At 64.6% G+C, this 25,643-nt stretch carries 16 protein-coding genes and 2 tRNA genes; 4 read left to right on the top strand and 14 right to left on the bottom strand.

Annotated elements, in window-relative coordinates; all coding sequences use genetic code 11:
* Window positions 1-230: 230 nt before the first annotated feature.
* Window positions 231-953: a MaoC family dehydratase gene (locus AC3WR3_RS20370; RefSeq protein ID WP_139438259.1), complete on the top strand. Its 723-nt coding sequence runs from the start codon at window positions 231-233 to the stop codon at window positions 951-953.
* Window positions 954-1,013: 60 nt separating this feature from the next.
* Here the strand turns inward: AC3WR3_RS20370 and AC3WR3_RS20365 are convergent, their stop codons facing one another.
* Together AC3WR3_RS20365 and AC3WR3_RS20360 are read right to left on the bottom strand one after the other, a co-directional pair.
* Window positions 1,014-2,012, bottom strand: coding sequence for a DUF481 domain-containing protein (locus tag AC3WR3_RS20365; protein ID WP_492293247.1), 999 nt, complete (start codon window positions 2,010-2,012; stop codon window positions 1,014-1,016).
* A 19-nt stretch (window positions 2,013-2,031) separates the two neighbouring features.
* Complete coding sequence (locus tag AC3WR3_RS20360) at window positions 2,032-2,949, bottom strand: L,D-transpeptidase family protein (protein ID WP_492293245.1); 918 nt, start codon at window positions 2,947-2,949, stop codon at window positions 2,032-2,034.
* Window positions 2,950-3,317: 368 nt separating this feature from the next.
* Here AC3WR3_RS20360 and AC3WR3_RS20355 point away from each other — a divergent pair.
* Window positions 3,318-3,407: transfer RNA gene (locus tag AC3WR3_RS20355), tRNA-Ser, on the top strand.
* A gap of 107 nt (window positions 3,408-3,514) precedes the next feature.
* Here the strand turns inward: AC3WR3_RS20355 and AC3WR3_RS20350 are convergent.
* The 11 genes from AC3WR3_RS20350 to AC3WR3_RS20300 form a co-directional block, all read right to left on the bottom strand.
* Window positions 3,515-5,320, bottom strand: a complete 1,806-nt coding sequence (locus AC3WR3_RS20350) for an amidohydrolase (protein WP_492293243.1) — start codon at window positions 5,318-5,320, stop codon at window positions 3,515-3,517.
* Window positions 5,321-5,825: 505 nt separating this feature from the next.
* Window positions 5,826-8,357 (bottom strand): spermidine synthase, encoded by a 2,532-nt coding sequence (locus AC3WR3_RS20345; RefSeq protein ID WP_492293241.1) that lies wholly within the window; start codon window positions 8,355-8,357, stop codon window positions 5,826-5,828.
* A gap of 84 nt (window positions 8,358-8,441) precedes the next feature.
* Window positions 8,442-10,013: an arylsulfatase gene (locus AC3WR3_RS20340; RefSeq protein ID WP_342058146.1), complete on the bottom strand. Its 1,572-nt coding sequence runs from the start codon at window positions 10,011-10,013 to the stop codon at window positions 8,442-8,444.
* Between the two features lie 113 nt (window positions 10,014-10,126).
* The gene (locus tag AC3WR3_RS20335) at window positions 10,127-11,131 is read right to left on the bottom strand and encodes an HAD family hydrolase (RefSeq protein ID WP_492293239.1); all 1,005 of its coding nucleotides are present in this window, start codon (window positions 11,129-11,131) and stop codon (window positions 10,127-10,129) included.
* The gene (locus AC3WR3_RS20330) at window positions 11,131-12,492 is read right to left on the bottom strand and encodes a hypothetical protein (protein ID WP_492293237.1); all 1,362 of its coding nucleotides are present in this window, start codon (window positions 12,490-12,492) and stop codon (window positions 11,131-11,133) included. The genes AC3WR3_RS20335 and AC3WR3_RS20330 overlap by 1 nt, the downstream gene beginning before the upstream one ends.
* A complete protein-coding gene (locus AC3WR3_RS20325) occupies window positions 12,489-14,090 on the bottom strand; it encodes a VWA domain-containing protein (protein WP_492293235.1) in 1,602 nt (533 codons plus the stop codon). The genes AC3WR3_RS20330 and AC3WR3_RS20325 overlap by 4 nt, the downstream gene beginning before the upstream one ends.
* Window positions 14,087-15,076, bottom strand: a complete 990-nt coding sequence (locus tag AC3WR3_RS20320; RefSeq protein ID WP_454008835.1) for a vWA domain-containing protein — start codon at window positions 15,074-15,076, stop codon at window positions 14,087-14,089. Before AC3WR3_RS20320 ends, AC3WR3_RS20325 begins: the two co-directional genes overlap by 4 nt.
* Window positions 15,063-15,566 carry a DUF4381 domain-containing protein gene (locus AC3WR3_RS20315; protein WP_492293233.1) on the bottom strand — a complete coding sequence of 168 codons (504 nt, stop codon included), beginning with the start codon at window positions 15,564-15,566 and terminating at the stop codon, window positions 15,063-15,065. The genes AC3WR3_RS20320 and AC3WR3_RS20315 overlap by 14 nt, the downstream gene beginning before the upstream one ends.
* A complete protein-coding gene (locus tag AC3WR3_RS20310) occupies window positions 15,563-16,519 on the bottom strand; it encodes a DUF58 domain-containing protein (protein WP_492293231.1) in 957 nt (318 codons plus the stop codon). The genes AC3WR3_RS20315 and AC3WR3_RS20310 overlap by 4 nt, the downstream gene beginning before the upstream one ends.
* A gap of 8 nt (window positions 16,520-16,527) precedes the next feature.
* A complete protein-coding gene (locus tag AC3WR3_RS20305) occupies window positions 16,528-17,505 on the bottom strand; it encodes an AAA family ATPase (RefSeq protein WP_492293229.1) in 978 nt (325 codons plus the stop codon).
* 262 nt (window positions 17,506-17,767) lie between these two features.
* A complete protein-coding gene (locus AC3WR3_RS20300; protein ID WP_492293227.1) occupies window positions 17,768-20,071 on the bottom strand; it encodes a tetratricopeptide repeat protein in 2,304 nt (767 codons plus the stop codon).
* A 715-nt stretch (window positions 20,072-20,786) separates the two neighbouring features.
* Here AC3WR3_RS20300 and AC3WR3_RS20295 point away from each other — a divergent pair.
* A complete protein-coding gene (locus AC3WR3_RS20295; RefSeq protein WP_492293225.1) occupies window positions 20,787-21,578 on the top strand; it encodes an SPOR domain-containing protein in 792 nt (263 codons plus the stop codon).
* Between the two features lie 302 nt (window positions 21,579-21,880).
* Here AC3WR3_RS20295 and AC3WR3_RS20290 read toward each other — a convergent pair whose 3' ends face one another.
* Complete coding sequence (locus AC3WR3_RS20290) at window positions 21,881-25,318, bottom strand: ATP-binding protein (RefSeq protein WP_492293223.1); 3,438 nt, start codon at window positions 25,316-25,318, stop codon at window positions 21,881-21,883.
* Window positions 25,319-25,566: 248 nt separating this feature from the next.
* Here AC3WR3_RS20290 and AC3WR3_RS20285 point away from each other — a divergent pair.
* Window positions 25,567-25,642 (top strand) — tRNA-Gly (locus tag AC3WR3_RS20285).
* The last annotated feature ends 1 nt before the right edge of the window (window position 25,643 follow it).

The following is a 25,643-nucleotide window of genomic DNA, read 5'->3' as shown; positions in this document are numbered from 1 at the left end:
AAAGCACCCCGAACCACGCCCTTTGCAAGCCCCGCGGTTTTCCGTCTCGTTCCCCTCGTTACAATCGTTTTTCCGCTTTATAGCTGTCCGTTTTTCCCTGCGTGTTAGTGACCACTTTCATCCCCGGTACAGTTGTACGCCGAGATTTTTTTGTACTTACCTGTGAAACTTTCATAAAATGGGACTGGTTAGACCTCTTTACAGGCTTTGAATCGAATAGGGATCGGTACATGAAAGTTGTCGATTTTCTGAAGCACAAGCGCGAAATCCTGGCGCAACACCCCTTTGAGCTCAAGGATTGGCTCTCTCCGGCGATCCGTGACTACTGGCGTGAGTTTCAGCAAAAGGCACACCTTCACCCTTTGCTGGGGCGAGTGCTGGATCTGCAGGCCGACCAGTCGCTGGTACGGCAGCAGCGCGCATCCCAGGCTCAGGCGGTCAACAGCCAGCCGACCCTGATCGAAGAGAACCCGGTTGAGCTGAGTGGCGAAGCCGCCAGCCTCTATGCCGAGCTGCAGGCCCGGATCGGGGAAGAGACCCATGTGGGTGAGTGGTTGCAGATAAATCAGGGGTTGATCGATCAGTTCGCGGCCGTGACCGGTGACCATCAGTGGATCCACACCGACCCCGAGCGTGCGGCAGCCGAGTCGCCATTCAAGACCACCATTGCCCACGGTTTCCTGACCCTGGCCCTGCTGCCCCAGCTCACCGGCTCGGTGGACGAGGCGACGCCGGAATTCCCGAGCGCCCGCATGGTGGTGAACTTCGGTCTGGAGCAGGTCCGCTTCCCTTATCCCATCAAGGTGGACAGCAACATCCGTGCCCGTACCAGGCTGTCGCGAGTCACTCCCATCAAGGGGGGGATCGAGTTGCTCAAGGAGATCAAGATAGAGATCGAGGGGATCCGCCGCCCTGGTTGCGTCATCGAGTCGGTCACCCGTATCTATTTCTGACGCCCGTCCCTCACGGCGATACACAGGCCCACTTCGGTGGGCCTGTGTCGTTTCTGGGGGCTAGAAGCTGGCGCCCAGGGTGATGATGTGACGCCACTCCTTCTCGCTCACATCCATGTCCAGGCCGTGGTAGTCGAACCAGACATCGTCCCAATCCAGCTCGCTCGACCAGGAGAGACGCAGGTGATCGTTGAAGTAGTACCTGAGCCCCAGGCTGCCGCTGACGGACTGTTTTCTGGTCAGGTAGGGGGAGGGCTGATCGACGAACTTTTCATAGCTCCCCTTGCTGAACAACTCGAACTTCTCCTCCCAGAAGGTGAGAGGTTGCCGGTAGTCCCAGCCCAGGTTGACGAAGGGGTAATTGATTATCCTGTCGTCAAAAATGTCCGAATTGCTCCACACCTCCGGCCTGAAATAGGCCCGCTCCAGACCCAGCTGGGTGATGAACTCCAGGCGGCGCCGCTTGTCATTCCAGAAGCGGTAGCCGGGGCCAGAGGCATAGTCGATTTCCAGGTAGCCCGCTTCGATCAGGTTGTAGTCGATGTCAATGGAGGAGCTCAGGAACCAGTGATCGTCGAAGAAGAAGTCGAGTTTGGGTTTTAGCTTGTATTCGTGGCTGTCGGTGATGTTGTTCGCCGTCTCGTAGATGTACTCGCCATCCAGACTGTAACGCCAGTCCAGATTGGCCAGCTCGGTGGAGACCTTGAGGTTGACGTTGTTGGTCTTCTTGGTGTTCTCCTTGAGCTTGATGTTCAGATCGCTGGTGCCGGTCAGGAGCCAGGCATTCACTTCGTCAGGAGCGTCCAGCAAGGGGATCCCCTTCTTGGTCAGCGGTTTTGGCTGCTCCTGCTTGTCCAGGCGCCAGCGCTTGATGGCATGGCGCTGGACGGTCAGGGCCTTGCTATAGGATGGCTTGATGCGGACCTGATCGTCCGTGATCTCTTCTATGGTGCCGGTCAGGCGATCGCCGTTCTGCATCCACAGTATGTCCGCCATCGCGGCTGAGCCGGGCAGCAGGGTCAACAGGAGCGCCAGCAGGGGAAGGCCGCATCTCGTCATGGTGATCTCCGGGAGGATCTTAGCCGCTGATGGGGCGGGGCAGCCCGTTCTTGTCGTCGAGCAGGGCAGTCACCCGGGCGCCGTCTATCTCGGGGGTCGCGATAAACTGCTCGACCTCGGGGGAGAGCACCAGGGGTGCCCCCTCGGCCATCTCCGCTTCGGTGCGGGATAGGGGGGAGTGCACCTCCAGCCAGCGGCGGCCATCGGGCTCGACCGCCATCTTGACCGGCTGGTTGATCACCTGCACCCGGGTACCGACAGGCACCAGGCTGAACAAGGTCTCTATGTCATCCGGGCGCAGCCGGATACAGCCCGCGCTGACCCGCAGACCGACCCCGAACTCCTTGTTGGTGCCGTGAATGAGGTAGTCCTTGTTGCCATAGCCGAGGCGCATGGCGAATTTGCCGAGGGGATTGTCCGGGCCGGGGGGCACCACGGCCGGCAGATCTATGCCCTTTTGCTCCAGCCAGGACTTGCGCACCATGGGGCCTGGCACCCAGGTCGGGTTCGGATTCTTCGCGATGACAGTGGTGGTCATCTCGGGCGTCTCGCGGCCTATGTCACCTATGCCGATGGGCAGCACCATCACCTCCGCCTTGTCCTTGGGGAAGTAATAGAGGCGCAGCTCCGGCAGGTTGATGACGATGCCCTCCCGCGGCACATCGGGCAGCAGCATCTGGGTCGGCAGGGTCAGCCGGGTGCCGGGTGTGGGCAAATAGGGATCTACCCCGGGATTTGCCTCGAGCAGCGCCAAAAAGCCAATCTGGGTATGTTTGCCGACCAGCTCCAGATGATCGCCAGGTTGGACTATGTAATCTTCCAGCTCACCGATGAGACGGCTGCCCGCCGGTGGAAGCGGATAGGTTATCGACCAGGCCGGTGTGGTCCAGAGGCTGGCAGCGGCCAGCAGCAGTGAGACGATACGGATATTGCGCATGGTTTTTCCTATCGGCAGTTCTCGAGGGAAGTGCTTCCCTCCCAAAAATGAGCGGAGATTGTCAACCAATCGACCGGGGATTACCAGCGTCAGACCGTGCTTCTCCCGGGCCGTATTGCGGCATGTCGAGGGGGATTTTCGGCCCTCAGCCCCCGGTTTGTCGGGGAAAGGGGAATAAGCCTGGATCGGCGCCGGGGTGGCCGGCCCAGGGACCAGCTCCGACACCTTGGCGTCGCATGTCGGCAAGCGAGCCTGGGCCCGGCAAGGGGAGGGCCGCCACAGGCTGACGGTTTAATAGCCAGTCGTCTGATCTGCAACGAGATTTACGTTGATTTCCCGACTCGGGTTGGGTCAATATGAGGGCCCGCGGAGAGATGCCGGAGTGGCCGAACGGGATTGACTCGAAATCAATTGTGGCAGCAATGCCACCCAGGGTTCGAATCCCTGTCTCTCCGCCATCTTTTGAAAAAGCCCGGTCGATGACTCGACCGGGCTTTTTGCATTTATTGCTCTGGCTTGGCCAAGCCATGGCCCAGCGTATCTGAGCATCAGGCCATGCTCCTGCCTAGTGCGGCTGGTGATGCAATAGCCCTGCGGCCACCATGGCTGTGGTAGCGACAGCGCTGCAGCGAGTTGAGTCCGTGCAGGCTGTCGATTCCCGAGCGCTCTGCCCGTCACGTTGGTAGATGGAGACCCCCTCCTTTATCGTCTCTTCGATCCGGATGTCGGCCAGGGTTTCCGGCTTCACCTTGAGCGGGTTTGCCGAGAGCACCACCATGTCCGCCAGCTTGCCGACCTCCAGCGACCCCTTGTCGTGCTCCTCCTTGTATTGGGTGGCCGCCCACAGTGTCTGGGCCTTCAGTCCATCCAGGGCGGAGACCCGCTGATCCGGCCCAATAGGGCGGCCGGTACGGCTGATCCGGTTGACGGTCGCATAATAGACCCGCATGGCATCAGGCAATGCCACGGGGGAGTCGTGGTGCGAGGTGAAAATCATCCCCAGTTCGCGCGCCCACCCGGTGGGAGAGATATGCTGCGCCCGCTCCTTGCCAAGCACGGAGTCACTGTGCCAATCCCCCCAGTAGAAGGTATGCATCGGGAAGAAGGAGGGGAAGATGCCGAGTCGCTGGAACGAGGCGACCTGATCCTTGCGGGCGGTCTGGGCATGGATGGCGACAAAGCCCCGATCCGGTTTGCCATGTTGCTTCTCGCTGGCCTCAATCCCCTTGATCAGCTGATCGATGGCCGCATCGCCGTTGACGTGGGTGAGCAGCTGCCAGCCGTTGCGCTGGGCCAGTTCGATATAGTGGGCGGCCTGTTCGTCGCTCATGCTGGGATAGCCCTTGTAATCGGCCTTTTGTCCGGCAGGGGGAACGAAATAGGGCTGGGTCAGCCAGGCGGTCTTGCCCTGGGGGGAGCCATCGAGGTTGAGCTTGGCTCCCGCGACCCGGAACCCGTTCAGGTAGTGGCTGGAGTAGTAGGGCGGGGCGATGACATCCCGCGCAATCTGGATATCGGGATAGGCCGCGACATCCAGGGGCAGCCTGGCTTTCTGGGCCAGCTGGTACATGGTCTTGACCGCGGAGATAGAGGCGCGCCCCTCCTGGGCCGTGGTGTAACCGAAGCTGGCATAGAGTGTCATGCCTGCCTTGAAAATCGCCTCGTTTTCCCTGTCGTTCAAGTTGGCGAACATCGGCAGCAAGGTGCCAAAGAAAGCCGTCTCCTCCAGTACCCCGTTGGGCGTCTTGCCGTCCGCTTCACGGCGGATCTTGCCCCCTTCCGGATCCTGGCTGTCGGGCCCGAATCCGGCCAGCGCCAGCGCCTTGCTGTTGAGTGTCGCGAGGTGACCGGACTGGTGAATGATGAGCACCGGGAGATCCTGTGATACGGCATCGAGCTCCTGACGGGTGGGGTGGCGCCCCTCCTTGAGCTGGGAGTCGTCATAACCGAAACCCAGGATGATACCGTGCGCCCTGTTTTGCGGTTTGGCGACCCAGTTTCGCAGCGATTGTTGCAGGGTCGCAATGCTGGTCACTGCTCCATCCGGCGGGGCCAGCAGGTTGGCGGAGAGCGCCTGGATCCCGGTGTTGAACACATGACCATGGGCATCGATAAAGCCCGGGATCAGGGTCTTGCCCTGCAGGTCGACCACCCGGGTTTCGCCATCTCGCAGCGTGAGGATGTCGGCCTCGCTGCCCAGCGCCAGAATGCGGCCATCCCTGATGGCCAGCGCCTGCGCCGTCGGCGCCGCATCATTGACGGTCACGATATCGCCACCGAGATAAATGGTCTGGGCGGTGGGGTTGGCTGGGCTGGCAGCATGGGCCGAACTGGCCGCCAGCAAGGCGATGGCGATAGGGGTGATGTTCATGTGACATGCTCCATGCCGAAAGGTCGCTGGGATGGATCACCGCAGTTGTCCAATCAGGCGCGTTGTGAAGGGAATATGCTGAATATACAAGGATATGCCCCGCTCAAATGTGACACAGCAGGGAAATTCATCTGAGCCTTAACACCCGTTCAGAGCGCCCCCTCTTCCCGGGCCTTGCCACTCCAGCATGGGATCACCGCCGTGTCTCTTGTCTGCGCAGTGACAGTGCGCAGGTCAAGCACCTGCTGCTTGTTGGCCAGTCTCAGGGCAACCCCCATCGCAGCCAAAGCGTGGCCTCGATCGGCCGGTTGAACCGTCCGTATCAAAGAAACGTTGGCTATGGCGCGCTACGCGGCTGCAGCGACCCTCCAGGCTGCGCCATGGCGGGGGTTGTCGTGTCGTCACCACCACAAAAAGCGAGGCTGACCCGGCGCCCTGATCGGGCCGCACAGGGTCAGGCACGGCTGTGTCCAGAGCAGGCCAGCCCGACGGACTGGCCTGGGGGTCAGTGACCGATAAACCAGCGGTAGTAGGGGTTGGCCCGCTCCTCTGGGGTCATCTGGCCGACCCCGCGAGCCCAGGCGTCCCTGTCTCCCTGATAGGCATAGAAGGCCACCGAGTAGAAGTGATCCAGCGATTGCCACTGGCGCTCGACCTCTCCCTTGAAGGCCGCATCCGCCTGCTGTAGCGGGGGCGGTGAGCGCAGCGCCAGCAGTTCGGGCAGCACCCGGGTGATCTCGTTGCGCCTGACCCAGGGGGCGTATTCGATGCGTGGCCAGTCATCGGTGACCGGCAGGGCGTCACCGGCAAAGCGCAGCAAGCCATCCCTGTCCGTGACCCAGGTGGCCAGCAGGGCGGCGGGTGTGTCTATGCCGACTTCGGTCAGGGCCGCGGCCACCCCGGGCTCGGCGAAGCGCGCCCTTATCCGGGGGACATCCAGCGCCAGCGGGTCGAGGGATCCTATCAACAGCATCTCGTGAAACTCGGTCGTCCACAGGGTGGCGTGAGGAAAGACCTCCACGAAGCTGCGCACCAGGGAGCGACTCTCCTCGCTGTTCTGGGTGGGCAGCGGCAACCACTGGGCCACCATGCCTCCCCGATGCAGGCGCCGTGCGGCCAGCTGATAGAAGTCACGGGAGTAGAGGTTCACCACCCCGGCCGCCGAGGGGGGTGGCGGCTCCAGGGTGATGAGATCGTACTGCTCGTCGCTGCGCAGCAGCTCCCGTCGCCCGTCCCGCAGCCTGATGTCGAGGCGCGGATCATGGACGGCATCGTAGTTGCCCTTGAAGAGGGGGGCGGCTTCCAGCACCTCAGGCAGCAGCTCGGCCACCACGGGGCGGGTCAGGCCGGGGTCGCGCAGCATGGCGCCGGCCGTGATGCCGGTGCCAAACCCGATGACCAGGGCCGAATCCGGCTGCTGGCCGTGGATCAGCAGCGGCAGCAAGGCTTGCAGCCGCATGTAGCGCAGCGAGGGCATGGCATCCCCGGTGTTCGAGACCCCCTGAATGTAGAGACGCTGGAAGCGGCGATCTCCCTGCCCCTGAGTGACGACGGCCACAGTGCCCCCCTTGCCCTCATGGTAGTAGGCAAGGTGTCCGTTTCTGGCCCCGGGCAACAGCTCGGCCAGCCGCTGTGGTGGCGTGAGCGCGCCGAGGAGGATCGTCATCAGCGTCATGGCCAATGTGGCTCCGGCCAGGTAGCGGCGAGGAGCCGGGCTCTGCCAGGTCGCAATGCAGCCAAGCAGGGCCGCCAGCACGGCCAGGAGTGCCAGGGTACGCACCAGGCCAAGGCTCGGGATGAGCAGGAAGCCGGTCAGGGCGACCCCGGCGATGCCCCCCAGGGTGTTGAGGGCCACCAGGGTGCCCACGTCCCGGCCTATCCGCGAGCTGGTGGCCGCCAGCCGCAGCGCCAGTGGAAAAGCGGTGCCGAGCAGGGTGGTGGGGAGGAAGACGGTGGAGAGGGCCACGGTGAGGAAGCGGGCACACATGCCGGCCAGCTCGTTGCCGGTCACTTGCAGGGCCCAAAGCTCCATCTGGGATTGGGCCATCACGAGCCAGCGACCGAGGCCGGCCACCTGCAACAGCGCCAGCAGGCCGGCCGCGGTGATCAGCAGGCCAAACAGGCCCCAGGGGTTCTGGATGCGCTCGGCTCGCCTCGCATAGAGCGCGCTGCCGAGCATCAGGCCGGTGAGATAGGTGGCCAGAACCACGGCGAACGCAAAGGTGCGGGTACTCATGAACTGCACTATGGACTGGCTCCAGACCACCTCGTAGCCGAGGGCTATGCCCCCGGCCACGCAATAGAGGGCGACGGCCACTCTGGCCCGGGGCGAGGGGCTACCCTTGGGCGGGGCGACGGGGAGGGGCGTGCGCGCCTTGCGACACCAGAGCCAGGCCCCGAGGGCGGCCAGCAGATTCAGGGTGGCGGCGGCGAAGGCGCTGCCATGGACACCGAGCCGGGGCAGCAACAGGAAGGCGGTCAGCAGGGTGCCGAGGATGGCCCCTGCGGTGTTGGCCGCATAGAGGCTGCCCCCGGCGCTCGCCACCCTGTCACTGGCAGGGGTCAGGGCACGCACCAGGACCGGCAGGGTGCCCCCCATCAGCACGGCGGGCAGGCCGACCAGCACGAAGGGCAGCACCCAGGCGAGCAGGCCCAGACTCGCTTCCAGGCGAGCGAACGGCTCGGCCAGGTGGGAGAGGGCCAAGGTGGCTCCAACGCCGAGCAGCGCCACGGCCAGCTCGAGCCAGGCGTAGAGGCGCACCGGATCCTGCAGCCGGTCGGCTCTGCGACCGAAATAGAGACCACCGAGGGCAAGGCCGGCAAAAAAGGCACTGATGCCGGTGGTGACGGCATAGACCTCCACCCCCACCACCAGAGAGAGTTGTTTGACCCAGAGTACCTGGTAAATCAGGGCCGCGCCGCCGGAGGCGAACAGGAGAGCGGCGGGAAGCAGCATCTTCAAAGAGGCCCGTTGACGGCAGGGTGCCTCCACCTTGTCACGGCGGTTGGCAACGGGGGAATGGGCGGCTTTGGACATCGAATTAGCCTTATCGGGCGGGACTATCCGCACGAACAGAAGAGATAAAAAGGTGCCCGCCGGGGCGGGCACCTGGCACGATACTTATTGTTTTTGGTTCATTTTTTCTTCTATTTTCTTGTCCACATCGGCCCGGATCTGGTCGATGCTGAAGCTGGCAGGACGCTGGCTGGGCGGGTAGTCCACGAAGGTCTGCAGGAACTTCGCCGCCTTCTGGGTGCCCTGGAACAGCAGGTAGTCGTTCTTGGTCAGCCAGTCATAGTACTGATCGGAGACGATGTCAGCCCGCTCGTACGGATCCATGCGCAGGTTGAACAGCTTGGGCACGCGCAGGCAGGTGAAGGGCTCGCTCCAGACCTGCAGGCCACCCGGCGCACGCTGTTCGCACCAGACGATCTTCCAGTTGTCGAAACGCATGCCCACCAGCTCGGCATCATCGTTGAAGTAGTAGAACTCCTTGCGAGCCCCCTTGTCGGCCTTGCCGGTCAGCAAATCGAGCTGGTTGTAACCGTCCAGGTGCACCTTGAAGTTCTTGCCACCGAGATCGGTGCCCTTGAGCAGTCTCTCCTTGATGTCGGTGTCACCCACAGCGGCCAGCAGGGTCGGGAACCAGTCAAGACCGGAGAACATCTCGGTAGAGATGACATCCGGCTTGATGTGCCCCGGCCAGCGCACCATGGCAGGTACCCGGTAGGCCCCTTCCCAGTTGGAGTTCTTCTCGTTGCGGAACGGCGTGGTGGCCGCATCCGGCCAGGACCATTGATTGGGACCGTTGTCGGTGGAATAGACCACTATGGTGTTGTCCGCGATCTTCAGGTCGTCCACCGCCTTGAGGATCTTGCCCACATGGCCATCGTGCTCGAGCATGCCGTCGGCATAGTCGTTGCCCGGCATGCCGCTCTGGCCCTGCATGGATGGGCGAACATGGGTAAAGGCGTGCATGCGGGTGGTGTTCATCCAGACGAAGAAGGGTTTGTCGGCCTTGACCTGTTTCTCCATGAAGTTGATGGCGGCCTGGGTGGTTTCGTCGTCTATGGTCTCCATGCGCTTGCTGTTGAGCGGGCCCGTGTCCTCGATCTTGCCGTCCGCGGTGGAGTGGATGACCCCGCGCGGTGTCGCGGCCTTGGTGAACTCGGTATCATCCTTGGGCCAGAAGGGGCGTTCGGGCTCTTCTTCGGCATTGAGATGGTAGAGGTTGCCGAAGAACTCGTCGAAGCCATGGGCGGTCGGCAGGTACTCGTCACGATCCCCCAGGTGGTTCTTGCCGAACTGGCCGGTGGCGTAGCCGTGGGACTTGAGGGCCTGGGCTATGGTGACATCACGGGCCTGCAAGCCGACAGGCACGCCGGGCATGCCCACCTTGGACAGACCGGTTCGCAATATGGTCTGACCCGTGATGAAGGTCGAGCGTCCCGCCGTGCAGCTGTTCTCCGCGTAATAGTCGGTGAACATCATGCCTTCCTTGGCGATGCGGTCGATGTTGGGAGTCTGATAGCCGACGACCCCCTTGCCATAGGCGCTGATGTTGGTCTGGCCAACGTCGTCACCGAAGATCACCAGGATGTTGGGCTTGTCGGCCGCCATGGCGGCCGAGGCCCCCAGGGCCGTCGCGATGGACAGTGCCAGCCCGGGCATCCATTTTCTTGCAAATGTCATAGTTGTATCTCCGTATCACGCTACAGTCCTTGTCCGCGACGGCGAGTGCCGGAAAGCTGATGACGGTGCGTCATCCCGAGACATCCTGCGGTCCTTCTCTACTTGCACTTACTCTACCTGAGCGACTCGAACGGATAGACACTGCGCCACTCTCTGGCCATGTCCACGACGGTCCAGTTACCCCTGTTCGCAGCACTCAACGCCTTGTCCAGGCGCCCAACCTTGCTGTTCCTGTCATAGGCCCATTCCCGTTTGGCATCGGTGTGATGCACCAGACCGGCGAAGCGCTTGCCTGCCCCCGCCATGGTCCATTGCAGCATCTGCAGGTCGCCATCCGAGTTGCCAAAGGCGAAGAGGGGGCGGCGACCTATGATGCGGTCTATGCTCTCCGGCTTGCCGACACCATCGTCGTTGTGCACCAGCTTGGGCAGACGCTGGATGCTGAGGCGACCCGCCTTCTCCTCGAAGCGGCTGCCGAGGGTGGTGCCTATCACCTGCTCGGGGGGGATGCCGTACACCTCCTCGGCGAAGGCGCGCATGAAGACCACCTCGCCCCCCGACACTATGTAGGTCTTGAAGCCGTTGGCCCGCAGGTAATCGAGCAGCTCCAGCATGGGCTGGAACACCATCTCGGTGAATCGGCGCCCCGTGGTGGGGTGGCGGGCGGTGTCGAGCCAATGCCGGGCATTCTGGATGAACTGTGCCGAGCTCATGCCGCTGTGGGTGGCGAGCACTATCTGGAGCAGGCCCGCCATGCCGCTCTTGGCCAGGGTCTGCTGATCCCCCTCCAGGGCGGCCTTGAAGGGCTGCTGTTGTTTCCATTCCGGGTGCTCAGGCGCCATCCGCTTGAGCTCGGACAGGGCAAACAGCACCTGGAAATAGGCGGGCTGCTCGCTCCACAGGGTGCCGTCATTGTCGAACACGGCGATCCGCTCGGCGGGGGCCACATAATCCTTGCCCCCTTCCGTCGTCACCGCGGTGACGAAGGCCTCGATGGCCTGGCGCGAGGGGCCATCCTGCCAGGAGGGGAGCGGATCGGCGGCCCGTGCCAGCAAGGGCAGTACGAGCAGCAGCAAGGCACACCAGCGCATGAACGACAGCATGGGGGGATGACGCATTATGACCTCCTTGTATGACGACGATGATCCGGTTCATCCAGCCCAGGATGCAGTGGTTGCAAGGCATGGGGCCGGGATCGGCGAGCGGTTGCTTCCATCATGGCCCCTTCGAGGGCCGGCACTATCTCCTCGGCGAGGCCGGCGGTGGCGTCCTCTCCCGAGGGCTTGTTGTCAAGGCCGTAGTTGAGTCTGAAGAAGGCTAGCACAGGGTGGAGGCGACTCGTCGGGCCGCTCTTCAGCAAGGGGGCAATGGCCAGCAGCCCGCTGCGCCGCCTCACCCAGAGATAGAGTCCGCCCAGCTCGGCGGGTTGCTGCCGCAACTGGGTGCGTGCGAGGCGAAGTGCGTAGTCGGGGGAGTCGAGCCAGGCGAGCCGGCGACTTGCCCGCCACCGCTGGAGGCGGCGCCACAAGGCTTGCAGCCGGGGCCGCCCCAGCCAAAGGAGGGCGATCGCCATCAGCCCCAGGCCAGCGAGCAGCACACCCTTACCAGCCAGGGTGATGCGGGCCTGCTGCCCCAGGGCGTGCAGATCCTCGCTGATGGAGAAGGGGGCCTGATAGGTGCCAGCTGCCGCGCTCAGGGCGACCTCGGGGACCGTCAGCTCCCGGGATTGGCCACTGCCTGCATCCCACCAGATAAGCCGGATGGGGGGCAGGGTGAAGTGGCCGCTCTGCTCTATCACATAGGTGACCTTGTCCTCGCGCACGCCCCCCGTGGTGCTCCCGCGGCCGTCGTCCATGGCCATGACACTGGGGGTCTGCACATAACGCCTGAGCCCCTTCACCGCCGCGAAGTGCGGCACCGGCAGCAACATGGCCTGGGCCCCCTCCGCTTCGATGCGCAGCTGACGCTGCACGCTGTCACCCACCCGCAGCGGCGTGTGAGAGCGCTGGATCTGCTGGGTGAAGCGTACCTCGTTGGCGACCAGCTGGGGTGTCTTGCCCCCATGAGGCAGGGCCCTGGCCTGGAAGCTCAGGGGCGGGCTGCTGAGGCTGACCGGCCCCGTGCCCTGCCCGGGCTGAACCTGAAACTGCAGGGGGGGGATCTCGAATGTCTGGGCAAGCTGAGGGGTGATGCGGTAGGTGAACCTCATGCCAAAGAAGGTCTTGCCATCGATCTGCTCGGTCAGATGGCTGGCCTCGCTGCTGGGAGGGGCAACCACGGCCCCCGCCAGCTGGAGGGGCGCCAGCACGGGGGCGGCGGTAAACCAGGTGTCCACCAGCAGATCCACCTCCAGATTGAGGGTGCCGCCCACGCTCACGCCGTCGGCGGGCACCAGTCTGCTCTGAATGCGGACCTCGGGCTCGGCTGCCTGGGCAAGGGCGCCGAGGCCGAGCAGCAGGATGAGCAGCAGGGCTCTCATGGGGCAGGCTCCGGCGTGCGCTCGCTGGCCGCATCCTGCAGCAGGAACTTGCGCCTGAGGAACTGGGCCGGCGAGGTGCTGAGGTTGTCGAGCCAGAGCTGATCCGAGCTGGCCTGGGGGGTCTGCTGCTGTTGCGCCTTGCCGCCCTTGGATGGGGTCTGGTCCTCCAGGGTCTGGTCGGCCTTCTCATCCGGCGTGCCGGCCTCCTGCTGATCCTCGTGATCCTGCTGGAGCGCCCGGGCCAACGCCAGGTTGGCCTTGGCCTCGGGGAAGTCGGGTTGCTGCTTCAGGGCCTGCTGATAGGCGAGGATCGCCTCCGGGAACTTGAACAGCTTCACATAGGTGTTGCCGAGGTAGAAGTAGGCATTGGCCGTGTCCAGCCGGGCCAGGCTGGCCTGGGCGAGGTCGAAGTCGGCGGCCAGGTAGGCCGAGAGCCCTTTCCAGTAGGGATCCTTGAAATGGGCCGCCGCCTCAGGGTAGTGGCCCTGCTCGAAGGCCCAGCGGCCCTGTTGATCCGGGGTGAAGAAAGCGTCGGCCAGGGCGTTGGCGTGCGCTGGCGCCGGGGCTGCGCCCAGGAGCAGCATCAGCAACACGCCCCCCAGCCAGTGCACCTGCCAGCCCCGGCGCACGCAGCACAGGGCGATCAGTGCCAGGGGCCAGCACAGCCAGTAACCGGCATCCTGCCAGTGGATCTGCTGATCATCTCCCTGGGCCGCCTGAAAATGCTGCTGGGCGTGCAGCCCAATCCAGTCGAGATCGTCATCGCCGAGGGTCAGGCTGCCCAGGGGGGCATTGGCGGCGCTGGCCAGCCCCTTGAGGGCGGCCTCGTCGAAGCGGCTCACCAGAGGGCGGCCGTCAGGCCCTGTGCGGGGCTGACCCTTCGCATCGCGGATCAGGGTGCCATCCTGGCTGCCTACCGCCAGGACCAGCACCTGAAGCTGGCTGCCCGCGAGGCGCTTGCCGATGGCATCAAACTGGCTGGGGTCGGCGCCGTCGGTCAGCAGGACCAGGGTGCCGGGGGAGTGCTCGGCGGCCAGCAAGCGCTGGGCCTCATCGATCACCCCCAGCACGTCCTTGCCGGGACTGGGCATCAGATCGGTGGCCAGCGCCTGGACGAAGGTGTCCAGCAGGGCCGGATCCTCGGTCGCGGGCAACACCAGGTGTGCGCTGCCGGCATAGGCGATGAGGGCGGTGCGGGCACCGGCCCGGCTCTGGACGAGGTCGTGCAGCTTGTGGTGGATGGCGGCGAGCCGGGTCGGCGGTACGTCATCGGCATCCATGGAGGCGGAGAGATCCACGGCGAGGATGAGCGGGGCCCGATCGTCGAGGAAATCGGGGATATCTTGTTGCCAGGTGGGGCCGGCGGCGGCCACCCCCCCCAGTACCAGCAGGCTGGCCAGCAGGTGTATGGGGTGCAGGGTGCGCTCCCTGGCCGGGGTGATGACCAGGGATGCCACCAGATGGGGGGCTATGATGCCGCGCAGCTGCCGCTTGATGTCGTGGCGACGCAGCCAGAGCAGCGGCAGCACTATCCCCGGCACCATCAGCAGCAGCCAGAGGGGGCGCAGGAAATGGAAGGCCGCCAGATCGATCGTCATGACTCCTCCTCGATACGGGAGGGGGGCGCGCGCCTGCCGAGCAGGGCGGCCAGGAGGTGGCACACCAGCAGCAACAGCAGACTGGCCCCCAACGGCCACCAGAACAGGTCGCGCTTGGGCTGGTGGCTGAAGGTCTTCACCCTATGGGGGGTCAGCTCGTCCAGGGCGGCATAGACAGCGTGCAGCGCCTGGCGATCGTCGGCCCTGAAGAAGCGTCCGCCCGTGGTGTTGGCGATCTCCATCAGCACCTGCAAGTCGACCCTGGCATCGCCGCTGGCCGCCGGATCGCCTATGCCAATGGTGTGCACCCTGATCCCCCGGTCACGGGCCAGTTGGGCGGCGTGGGCCGGGGTGATGGCGCTGCCGGTATCATTGCCGTCCGTCAGCAGGATCAGCACCTTCTCTCTCTCCCGGGTCTTCTCCAGCAGCTTGATGGCCAGACCAATGGCGTCCCCGAGCGCCGTATTGGGGCCCGCCATGCCGATGCCGACCTCATCGAGCAGCAGTTGCAGGCTGGCGTGATCCAGGGTCAGCGGCGCCTGGGGGTAGGCGCCGGTGCCAAAGACGATGAGGCCGAGGCGATCCTCCTTGCGGCGCTGGATGAAGTCCTGCACCGCCCCCTTCACCGCGCTCAGGCGATCGCTCTGGCGGCCATCCGGGGTGGTGTAATCCCGGGTCTCCATGGACTGGGAGATGTCGATGGCCAGCATGATGTCGCGGGTGGGGCTGTCATGGCGAATGGGGGGCTCGATCAGCACGGGGCGGGCGCAGGCCGTCACCAGCAGCGCCCAGACCAGCAGGTTGAGGCCAAGCTGCCAGCGCCCCCCGCCCAGGGTGCGGGGAGACTGGCCCAGGGCCTGGTCCATGGCGGCGAAGAAGGGCACGCGCAGGGCACTGCGGGCGGCGCGATAGGGGGGCAGATAGCGGTAGGCCAGCCAGGGCAGGGGCAGCAGGAGCAGTGCCCAGGGGGCGTCAAACTGCCACATGATGCTCTCCTATCCAGCGTCGGCTGAGCTGGAAGATCTCATCGATGCGACCGTGGGGGATGTCCAGCACCCGGCTGGACGGGGCATAGGCCAGGGTGAACAGATCCTCGGCAAAATGGGTGGGCAGGGGGAAGGGGGCGCTGCGGGCCAGGAATGCCATCCAGGCGTCGCCACCGAGCGGCCGGGCGCCCTCGCCGCCGGGCATGGAGATCGCCACCCGCTTGAGCAGACCGGGCAGTGCCCGCAGGGCCGCCAGACGGGATTGGGGATCGGCGAGGGAAAGACGCAGCGCCTCTAGCCGTGCCTGCGCCTCCCGGCGGTAGCGATCGCGCCGCCATTGCCACCAGCGGCGCCCTCCCCAGAGCAGGATCAGGGAGAGGACGATCAGCAGCAACAGCAGCCAGCCCCAGGTCTGGGGCAGATAGCTGACCGGGGGCGTGGGAATGGCCAGCTCCCTGAGCTGGGCTATGTCGGGGACCTGGGCCGTCATCGCGCGCTCCCGGTCAGGCGGCCGAGCTCCAGGCGCAATTGCCCCAGCACCTCCTCCCCCGTGCCGAACATCATCAGGGGCACCCGACTGCGACGCAGCAGCTCGGCCACGTCCCGCAGGCGACCGGAGAGGAAGTCGCCGAGCGGCCCATGCACCTGGCGCTTGTCCACCTGCAGCTCCCGTTGCACCGAGCCCTGGGTGATGGTGATCCTGCCCTTGTCGGGGAATTTCAGGGCGATGGGGTCATAGACCTGCATGGCGATCACGTCGTTGTGGGCGCTGAGCTGGCGCAGCAGCTGCAAGGTCTGATCGCCGGCACCGGCGAAGTCGCTGATGATGCAGATGAGGTGGTCGTGGCTGGCACTGGCGAGGCAGTGGCGCAATATCGTATCTAGCCTGTCCGGCTGGCCGGCCTCCGGCAGGGCGGCATGGAGGGCGTGATTGGCCCGGATCACGGCGGCGCACAGGGCTTCGATGCGGGCGCGGCTGCGCTGGGGGCGGATATGCTCCAGGGTCTCATCGCCAAAGACCAGGCCGCCGACCCTGTCGCCGGCATGAAACGCCATCCAGGCGCAGAGGGAGGCCAGCTGGGCCGCCGCCACTGACTTGAAGCAGTGGCGGGAGCCGAAATACATGTTCATCCGCTGATCCACCAGCAGCAGGGTCGGGCGGTCGCGCTCCTCGGTAAAGGTGCGCACGAAGGGTTTGCCGTAACGCAGGGTGGCGCGTGCGTCCAGGTGACGAAGGTCATCCCCGGGGGTGTAGTTGCGCAGCTCGTCGAAGCTCAGGCCGCGTCCCCGCAGGCGGGAGGCATGGGCGCCCGAGAGAATGCTCGACAGGGGCTGGCGGGAGAGGAAGCTGAGCCCGCGGCTGTGGTGCTCCAGCGCCATTAGCTGGGGAAGAGAGGCATATACGAAGCCATCTGGCGAGCGCAGGTCCGTCTCTGCTGTCATGGTGCTCCTTAGGCCGGAATGGCCACCTTGTCGAGCAGCCGGTCGATGACATCATCCCCGTTCACTCCGTCGGCGACGGCATCGTAGGAGAGCTGCAGCCGGTGGCGCAGCACCGGGTGCACCACGGCGCGAACGTCATCGGGCGAGACGAAGTCGCGCCCTGACAGCCAGGCTTGCGCCCGGGCGACCCTGTCCAGGCTGATCCCGCCCCGCGGGCTGGCGCCGATGGCGATCCAGCGGGCGAGATCGGCATCCACGTCGGCCGGGTGGCGAGTGGCATTGATGAGGGCCATCAGGTAGGTGTCGATGGCCTCGGAGACATGGATGGCCGCCACCTCGCGCCTCGCCGCGAAGATGACCTCCTGGGGCAGGTGGCTCGGTTGGGGATGTTCCCCCGTCTGCTGCCGATCCTCGCCCCGGATCAGGCGCAGGATGCGGATCTCGTCCTCCACCTTCGGGTAGTCCAGTTGCAGCTTCATCAGGAAGCGATCCATCTGGGCTTCCGGCAGCGGATAGGTGCCCTCCTGCTCTATGGGGTTCTGGGTGGCCAGCACCATGAACAGAGAAGGCATGGGGTAGCTCTGCCCCGCCACCGTGATCTGGCGCTCCTCCATGGCTTCGAGCAGGGCTGCCTGCACCTTGGCGGGGGAGCGGTTGATCTCGTCGGCCAGGATGACGTTGCCAAACAAGGGGCCCTGCTGGAAGCTGATCCGGTTGCCGCTGGGGGTCTGCTGGAGGATTTCGCCCCCTGTGATGTCGGAGGGCAGCAGATCCGGGGTGAACTGGATGCGGCTCATCTGCGCATCTAGGTGGGTCGCCAGTGCTTTGACGGTGCGGGTCTTGGCGAGCCCGGGCAGGCTCTCCAGCAACACATGGCCATTGGCCAGGAGCCCAAGCAGCACGTGGCGTATGGTATCGGCCTGGCCGAATACCAGCTCGGCGACATTGGCCTCCAGCTGGGTAATCTGTTCGCGTGTCGTCACCATTCCATTCCTTGGCAGAGTGAGGTTCGCTCATCGACGGCATCCCCATGGGACGACGCGATGAGCCGTCAGATCCAGACTAACAAGCTTTTTGTTAACAACTGAACAACCATAACACAGCATCTCGGCGCTATCGTAGTGAGAACATTACTGTTTCTCAATTACCCATTTGTGACGCCGAGTGCTGACGCAGACGCCTGGTTCGCGCCAGGCCAGGTCGCCAGGGGGGCGCAGAATGGGGTATGAATGCTCCCCATTCCGAGGATCATTTGGTCCAGTAGGGCTCGATGGCCAGCAGCCTGGGATCCTGCGGGGCGGCCTTGCGCATCCGCTTGACGTATCCGAAGGCTTCCTCCTGTTCACCGGCAATGGCATGCAGGTAGATCAGGGTGTAGAGCAAGTCGGGATCGTCCGGCGCCTGCGCCAGCCCTGCCCGCAGGGCGGCCAGCGCCTCCTCGCGCCGGTTCAGCTGGGAGAGCAGCAGACCCTGGTTGTAGCGGATCCGCACGTTGCCAGGCAGTTCGGCGGCGGCCTTGTCCAGCCAGTCGACCGCCTCTTCGGTCTTGCCCCGCTCCACCAGCAGCAGCGCCAGCATGTAGGCGAGATTGCCATGGTCGGCGATGGGCATCTTGTCCAGGGCGACGCCGCCGCGCAGCAGGGTTTCCGCCTCATCCAGCTGCTGGGCCGCGCTGGCGAGGGTCACCAGGTTGACCCGGGCCGGCACGAAGTAGGGATCCATCCGCAGGGCCTGGCGATACTCGTCCATCGCCTCCTGCTGGCGCCCCTGGCGCGAGAGCAGCACCGCCAGATTGAGGCGCCCGCCCGGCAGATCCGCATTGCCACGCAGGCGCTGCTCATAGTCGGCAAGCTGGCGCTGGAACAGGGCGCGATCCTCGGCGGGCAGGTGCGCAGGCGCAATGTCTGCCAGGGCCCGGATGGCCTCGTCCCGCACCGCCAGGGTCGGGTCCCGCAGCAAGGGGAGGAGGTCGTCGAGTCGCGCCATGGGGGGCGTGTTGGCAAAGCCGGAGACGGCATAGGCCCGCACCAGGGCACTGTCGTCCTTGAGGGCGAGACGCAGCTCAGGGATGGCAGGCAAGCCGAGGTCGGCCAGCTGTTCGGCCGCGGTGGCCCGCACTATGGCGGGCTTGCTCTTGTCCGCCAGCAAGGGGGGGAGCAGGTCAAGGGGAGAGCCCTTGCCGCTTTGCACGGCGTGGAAGCTCTCCCCGTAGTGGGGGGGCCGTTTGGGCTTGCCATACCAGGTGTCGATGGCCTTGGCCGTCCAGGCGGGCTCCTTGTCCTGATGACAGGCGGTACAGGCATCCGGGCTGCCGGTCCTGGCCGCCAGATCGGGGCGGGGGATGCGCAGGCTGTGGTCACGGCGCGGGTCGACCCCCATGTAGGTCTTGGTCGGCATGTGGCAGTTGACGCACTGGGCCCCGGCGCTGCCCGGCTCATGGTGATGGTGGGCCTTGCTGTCGTACTCCCTGGCCTGCAGGCTCGGGAAGCGGCTGGTCGGGGGCTGGGGATTGTGGCACTGGAGGCAGAGGCCGTTGCCCTCCAGCTTGACCTTGGTGGTGTGGGGGTTGTGACAATCGGTGCAGCCCACCCCGGCGGCGGACATCTTGCTCTGGACGAAGGAGTCAAACTCGTAAACCTCGCCATCTATCTGGCCATCCGCATGATAGAGGGAGGCCCGCAATGTGGTGGGCAGGCTCTGATCCAGCTGCGGATGACCCGGCTGCTGACCGGTCCCCAGCCCTTGACGCCGGCTGTGGCAGAAGGCGCACTGCTCCACCTGGCCCTGACTGCCGAGGGCCTTGAGGTTGACGGTCAGGCCGTAGTGACCGTCCGCCGCCTTGGCGCTGCCGCCCGCCTTGTGCTGATTGGCCCAGGTCACATGGCTCTGGCTCGGGCCGTGGCAGGCCTGACAGCCGACGGTCTGCTCGTGCCAGGTGGTGGTGAAGCTGTCGTTCTTGTCGTCGTAGCCCTTGTCGAGGGCGGTGGAGTGGCAATCCGCGCACATGGCGTTCCAGTTCTGATAACGCCCGGTCCAGTGCAGGGGATCGCTGGTGGCAAAGCGCTGGCCGGGATAGAGGGAGAACCAGCGCTGCCCGCCTTCCTCTTTCGGACGGCTATCCCAGGCCAGGGTCAGGGCCTGCAGCCGGCCGCGCGAGAGGGCGACCAGATATTGTTGCAACGGGAAGTGGCCGAAGGTGTAGAGGATCTTGACGTCTACCGGCTTGCCGTCTTCCCCCTCGAGATTGACGAAATAGTCCTCTCCCTTGCGAAAGAAGCGGGCCTTGACGCCAGCCTCGTCGAAATGGGCGTCGTTGAAATCCCCCAGCACGTTGTCAGGGGTGGCGTGGCGCATGGCCCAGGCATGGTCGGATCCCTTCCACTGGGCCACCTGGCTGTCGTGACAACCGAGGCAGCTCGCCTCGGCGGCATAACCCTCGGCCTTGGCGGCGAGCGCAGGGCGCTGACCTGGGCTGGTCGGCTCCGCTGCGGCATGGGCCAGGGTGGCGATACACCAGATCCCCCCCCAGAGGGCGGATAACAAGACTGTCATGACCCTGCGCGGCAACCCGCCTTGGTAACGCCTCTCCCTCACTGATCGCTCCTTGATCCTGTATCCCCAGGGTCTGGCTGCTTGCCTGTGTCCGGGATGGTGCTCCCCTGCCGCTCGGCATCGAGGTCGCTGGCGTGGTCATGTGTCCGACATGACTGATTTTTCTGGTTATTTAACTATCACTAAGCGCCAGGACCATCAAGCGCTAAATGGAAACCTGGCCGTGATCTCGTCACCGCAGGCGGTGACGAGGTCGTGGCGCAGAGGCTGCTGGCGGCCTTTTACCGTCAGCTTGCAGGGCATCGAGTCTGCCGACCTCTTGGCCCCGAAACGGGTCGCTGGTGTCTTCTCCTGGCGCATGGAGCAGAGGAGATCGTCTGGGGTAAATGCCAGAGGAAACAAGCCCCTGGATAGGGCAAAGGCCCCCGGATGGGGGGAGGATTCAGGCCAAGTTCAGCACGATTCCGGTATGGTGCTCGGCGTCGATGGGAGGCAACGAATGGCAAGCGAGGTGGCTGCAGGCCGAGCCCTGCCCGTTTCTCTTCAAGCCCGCCAGGGCGATGAGGAACGGCGACATGGGGTGACATCCTGATCCGGGCCTGCTCTCACGGACTACACCCATTTTCTGCCGCGCCGAGCGGCCGCCCCCATGCCGGTCCATGACCTTTTTCTGCCGCACCGGCGCCCCTCATTCTCATGCCGTCCAGGAGGACATATGACCGAAGGCCATCTGCGCAAGTGCAACCCTGCCTCTCTCATTCGCCAGATAGGAGTAGGTCTGGCGGCCGGCGCCCTCTGCTTGCTGATGTTGAGCTATGTGAGCCCCACGGCTCGGCAGGACGAGTCCGAGGTGGGGGAGGACGCTACGGATCAGGTCAGTGGCGCCGCAGCGACGTTGATCCCGTCGGCTGAGACCGGGTTCCTGCCTTCTGCTCCCGAGTCGATCGAACGGCAGGTCGACGGTGTGGCCGGCAAGCTGACCCCCATGCTGGGTATGCCGGCCAGCGGCGCCCTGCCGATCGTGGCCGAAGACGTCGTGCAGCCTGAGCCGCCAATACCTGCCCCCTCGGCGCCTCTGGTTGAGGTCGAGCCTGCCATCCCCGAGCCCGTGTCCACGCCTGCCCCGGAGCCTGTGTCCAAGCCGGCAGCGAAATCGCAGTCTAAACCAGCTACCGTGCCCGAGCCGCAAGGCAAGGCATCCGGCAAGGTCAACCTGACGCCCGCCAGCGTCCTGCACCAGAAGAACATCACCCACCTCAGCATCCAGCTGATGGGAGCGAGCAGTCTGGATGCCGTAGCGCAGTTTGTGCGCGTCAATCGGCTCGCCGATCAGGTGTGGATCTATCGCACCAACTACCATGGCAGTCCCTGGTATGTGGTGCTGAAAGGGGATTATGTCGGCCTGAGCCAGGCGCAGGCAGCCATTCGCCAGCTGTCGCCAGCTCTGCGGAAGGCACAGCCCTGGCCCAAATCCTTCGCCCAGGTGAATAGAGAATTGAAGCCATAAGCCGGGTGACAGGGGATAGGCCTGAGTGAACAGGCCTCATCCCATGGGCGTTGGGCTACCGGCGCCCTTGGGGGGAGGTGAGCGTTGGCTGACATGGGGTAGGCTGTATGCCCTCGTTCGGGATGTGCCGGACCGCTTGCTGAGTCGCACCGCCGGAGCAGCCCCTTCGCCCCTATGGCACAACGTCTAAAACACCACACCCGCGTCATTCGCGGGTGTGGTGTTTTTGGCATGTCATCTGCTCGATATCTCGGGCTCATTTCGTCAACGGAAGATAGGCCACCCGAGATCGCAGCAGAGCCTCAGCCCTTGCGGCTGGCGAGCTGGCGCAGCAGCTGGGTGCTCTGGTGCAGGCTTTGCTGCTGCACTTCGCTCAAGGGGCACTGCTTGAGCACGTATTCGGCGCTGGCCACCACCGTCTTCCAGCGCGGCGCCTTGGGCAGGGTGTCCAGGCTCAGGTATTTGTCGAGGGTGCGGGTCTGGGGGCTGGATCTGTCCATGTAGACGCGCCACAGCTTGCTCTTCTCCGCCAGCACTATCTTGCCCTTGCCGGTGCTCTGCTGCCAGGTATCCAGGGTGAGGCGCATGGTGTCCACCAGGGCCCGGCGCAGGGGCTCGTCATCCTGCTGGCGAATGAGGTTGTCCGCCAGCGATCTGAACTCCCCTCCCAGCCTGCTCAGTTCCCCCAGCAACTGGCCATCTTCGATGATGGCCTGGCGCGACAGGCTCTTGAGGGCGTTCTCCAGGGCCATCACCCTGTTGTCGTCCTGGCGCTGCTCGGTGCTGAGGGTGAGCGCGAAGGCGTGCTGACCCCCCAGGCTGATGGGCAGGGCACGGGCATTGAGCCCGTCCTTCTGGCCCGCCACCAGGAAGCTCAGATCCTGCTCCGGCCGCGCCGCCATGTCGGGCCACTGGCTCGCCAGCGGGGTCGCCAGCCACTCGTCCAGCGGCAGCCCCTCCATGGCTTCCGGCTCCTGGCCCAGCAAGCGGGCCAGGGCCCGGGAGGCAAACAGCACCACCCCTTGCTCGTCGATGAAGACCATGGGATCGGCCCCTTCCCCGAGCAGCGCAAGCAGCCGCTCCTGATCCTGATGCAGCTGGGCCTGCAGCCGCAGGCGGTGCTCTATCTCCTGCTTGAGCAGGTGATTTTCCACCAGGGAGGCGCGGCCGGCGCTGGCCTCCAGCAGGGCTTTGACCCGGGCAAACAGCTCCTCCTTGCAGAAGGGTTTCACCAGATAGTCGTTGGCCCCGGCGTTGAAGCCCTCTTCGATCTCCTTGGGCTGGTTGAGGGCGGTGAGCAGCAGCACCGGCAGCTTGTCCTTGGGATGCTGCTGGCGCAGCCGGCGACAGACGTCGAAGCCCGACAGGGTCGGCATCATCACGTCCAGCAGGATGAGGTCCACCGGCTCCTGGGCCAGCTTGGCCAGGGCGTCGTGGCCGTCGCTGCTCGGCAGTATGCGGTAGCCGCAGGGTTGCAGCAGGTGGCGGAGGATATGCAGGTTGATGGGCTCGTCATCCACCACCAGGATGAGGGGCGCGCCAGGTGGGGGCGGGGGCAGATCGTCGCTCTCCCAGTCCGGCAGTATCAGGGGCTGCTGGCGCATCAGCTGATGCTCTATCTGGCGGCTGTCGAGCGTCAGGCTGCCCGCCTTGCCGCTCGCCAGCGGCAGGGTGAAGGCGAAGGTGGAGCCGACGCTCGGCTCGCTCTCGACGAACAGCTCGCCCCCCATCAGGTGCACCAGCTGACGGGTGATGGAGAGGCCAAGGCCCGCCCCCTGCTTGCTCACTTCCGGGCTCATCTGCACCAGGGGTTCGAAGATGTGTTCGAGATGATCTTTGGCGATGCCGATGCCGGTGTCGGTCACCCTGATGCGCAGGAAGTTGCCCTCCACCAGGGCGCTCAGCACCACCTTGCCCTGGGGGGTGTACTTGATGGCGTTGCCCACCAGGTTGTAGAGCACCTGCTCGAGGCGCTGTTCGTCCGCCAGCACCGGAGGCAGCTCCGCCGGGCTGATGTCCACCAGGGTGAGGGGCTTGGCCTGCACCAGGTGCTGGCAGAGATCCAGCACCAGCCGGATCACCCCCTTGGAGGAGACGGGCTGGGGGTGGATCTCCAGCTGGCCGTAGCGCATCTGGTGGTAGTCGAGCAGATCGTCCACCAGCCGGGCCAGGCCGTCGGCGCTCTTGATGATGAGGCCGAGCTGCTTCTGCTGCCCCTCGGTCAGATCCTGCTGGCTGGCGAGCATGGACTCGGCCATCCCCTTGATGCCGTGGATGGGGGTGCGCAGCTCGTGGGAGGTGTTGGCCAGGAGCTCGTCTTTGAGCTTGTCCGCCTGTTGCAGGCTGAGGTTCTGCTTGTGGGTCAGCTTGACCTGCTGCTGCAGCTCCTGGGTCTGGCGTTCGATGAGCTCTATCTTGTCCTTCACCGAGCGCTGCATGTGGCGGAACGCCTGGGCCAGCCGGTCTATGTCGTCGTCGGTGCGCGGTATGGTGATGGGGTGCTCCAGGGCGCCATCCGCCACCTGCTCGGCGGCGGCGGTGAGGGAGCGCAGGGGCGCCGTGATGGAGTGGGAGAGCCAGCGGGAGAAGAGGATCAGCAGCAGCAATGAGCCCGCCCCCAGCAGGATCACCAGGGTTTCAAGCTGGCGTATGGGGGCATAGGCCTCGCTGGTGGAGATCTCGGCGATGAAGGCCCACTCGGTGTCGAACACCTTGACCTGGGTGTAGGCGGCCAGCACCTCGTCGTCGTGATAGGAGAGGAAGGGGCCGACCCCCTGCTCCCCGGAGAGGGCCTTGATGACGAGGGGGGTCTGCAGGGGCCGGAAGTTGGGGCTGAAGCTGTTCTCCACACTGAATTCGGGGGCCAGCCAGGCGTTGGCGCGCATCCGCTTGTCCGGGCCTATGAGGATGGTCTCGCCGGTCTCGCCGAGCCCCTCCCGCTCCGCCATGATCTGGTTGAGCTTGTCCGGGAGCAGCTCGAAGATCACCACGCCGCGCACATAGTCGTACTGCATCACGGGGGCGGCCAGATAGGCGACCACCTGGCCGGTCAGCTCGTTGCGGCCAAAGTCGGTGAACTCGAAGATCTGCTGGGGCTTCTGACCGCCGTCGAGGCGGCGCTTGATCTTGGCGAAGGTGTTGCCAAGACCGCTGGCCTGATAGGGGCCGGAGAGCAGGTTGGTGGCGAAGTTGGGGTGCTTGGTGACCGAATAGACAACGTCACCGTTGAGATCCACCAGGAAGATGTCGCTGTAGTTGGACTTGCGCACCATGTCGGCGTAGCCGCGGTGAAAGCGCTGGTGCACCCGGCCATACATCTCGTCTGCGAGGATCAGGGCGCTGATGGACGGCTCTATGTCCACCTGGCTGTCCGGCTGTTGCAGCTTGTCCCAGGAGCCGGGCACATAGCGGGCCTGGGCGCGGGCGCGGGCCTCCTGCGGCGTGGTGCCGAGCTTTTCGAAGGCCCCGGTGAAACCGTAGAAGCGACCGATACTGTTGCCGGCAAAGTCCTGCTGGGAGAAGTTGATGATCTGCTCCTTGAGGTTGCCGAAGTAGTCTTCCAGCTGGCTCTTCTTGATGTTGCGCACCGACACCAGATGGTTGGACGTCTGGGTGGTGAGATCCTTGCCGTGGCTGTAGAGGAAAAACAGGGTGACGACCAGGAAAGGCACCAGGCCCAACATGAAGAAAGCCAGCATCAGCTGCGGTCTGAGCCCACGAGGCCTGAAGATCCATTTCATGGTGTGAATTTCAATTGAGAATCCAGTTACTAAGCGGCTTGAGTTTCTGACTAAAGACTAACTATTTCAATGGCTTTATCTTAAATTCGCTCGTCGGGTCACAGGGAATGGCGGGAATTTCGACCAAGGCGTTTAAAGCCTGAGCAAACGCTCCCAAAAAGCGCTCAAAGTCATAAAAAAGGGTTGTGCCCGGGCTCGGGGTACGTATAATGCGCCTCGTTGTCAGGCAACTGGCATCATGCAGTCAGGCGGGAATAGCTCAGTTGGTAGAGCACGACCTTGCCAAGGTCGGGGTCGCGAGTTCGAGTCTCGTTTCCCGCTCCAA

This window comes from Aeromonas sp. EU05-FHT14A05, assembly GCF_058791175.1.
The sequence above is the reverse complement of the archived record's forward strand: the minus strand, read 5'-3'. Positions and strand labels throughout refer to the sequence as shown.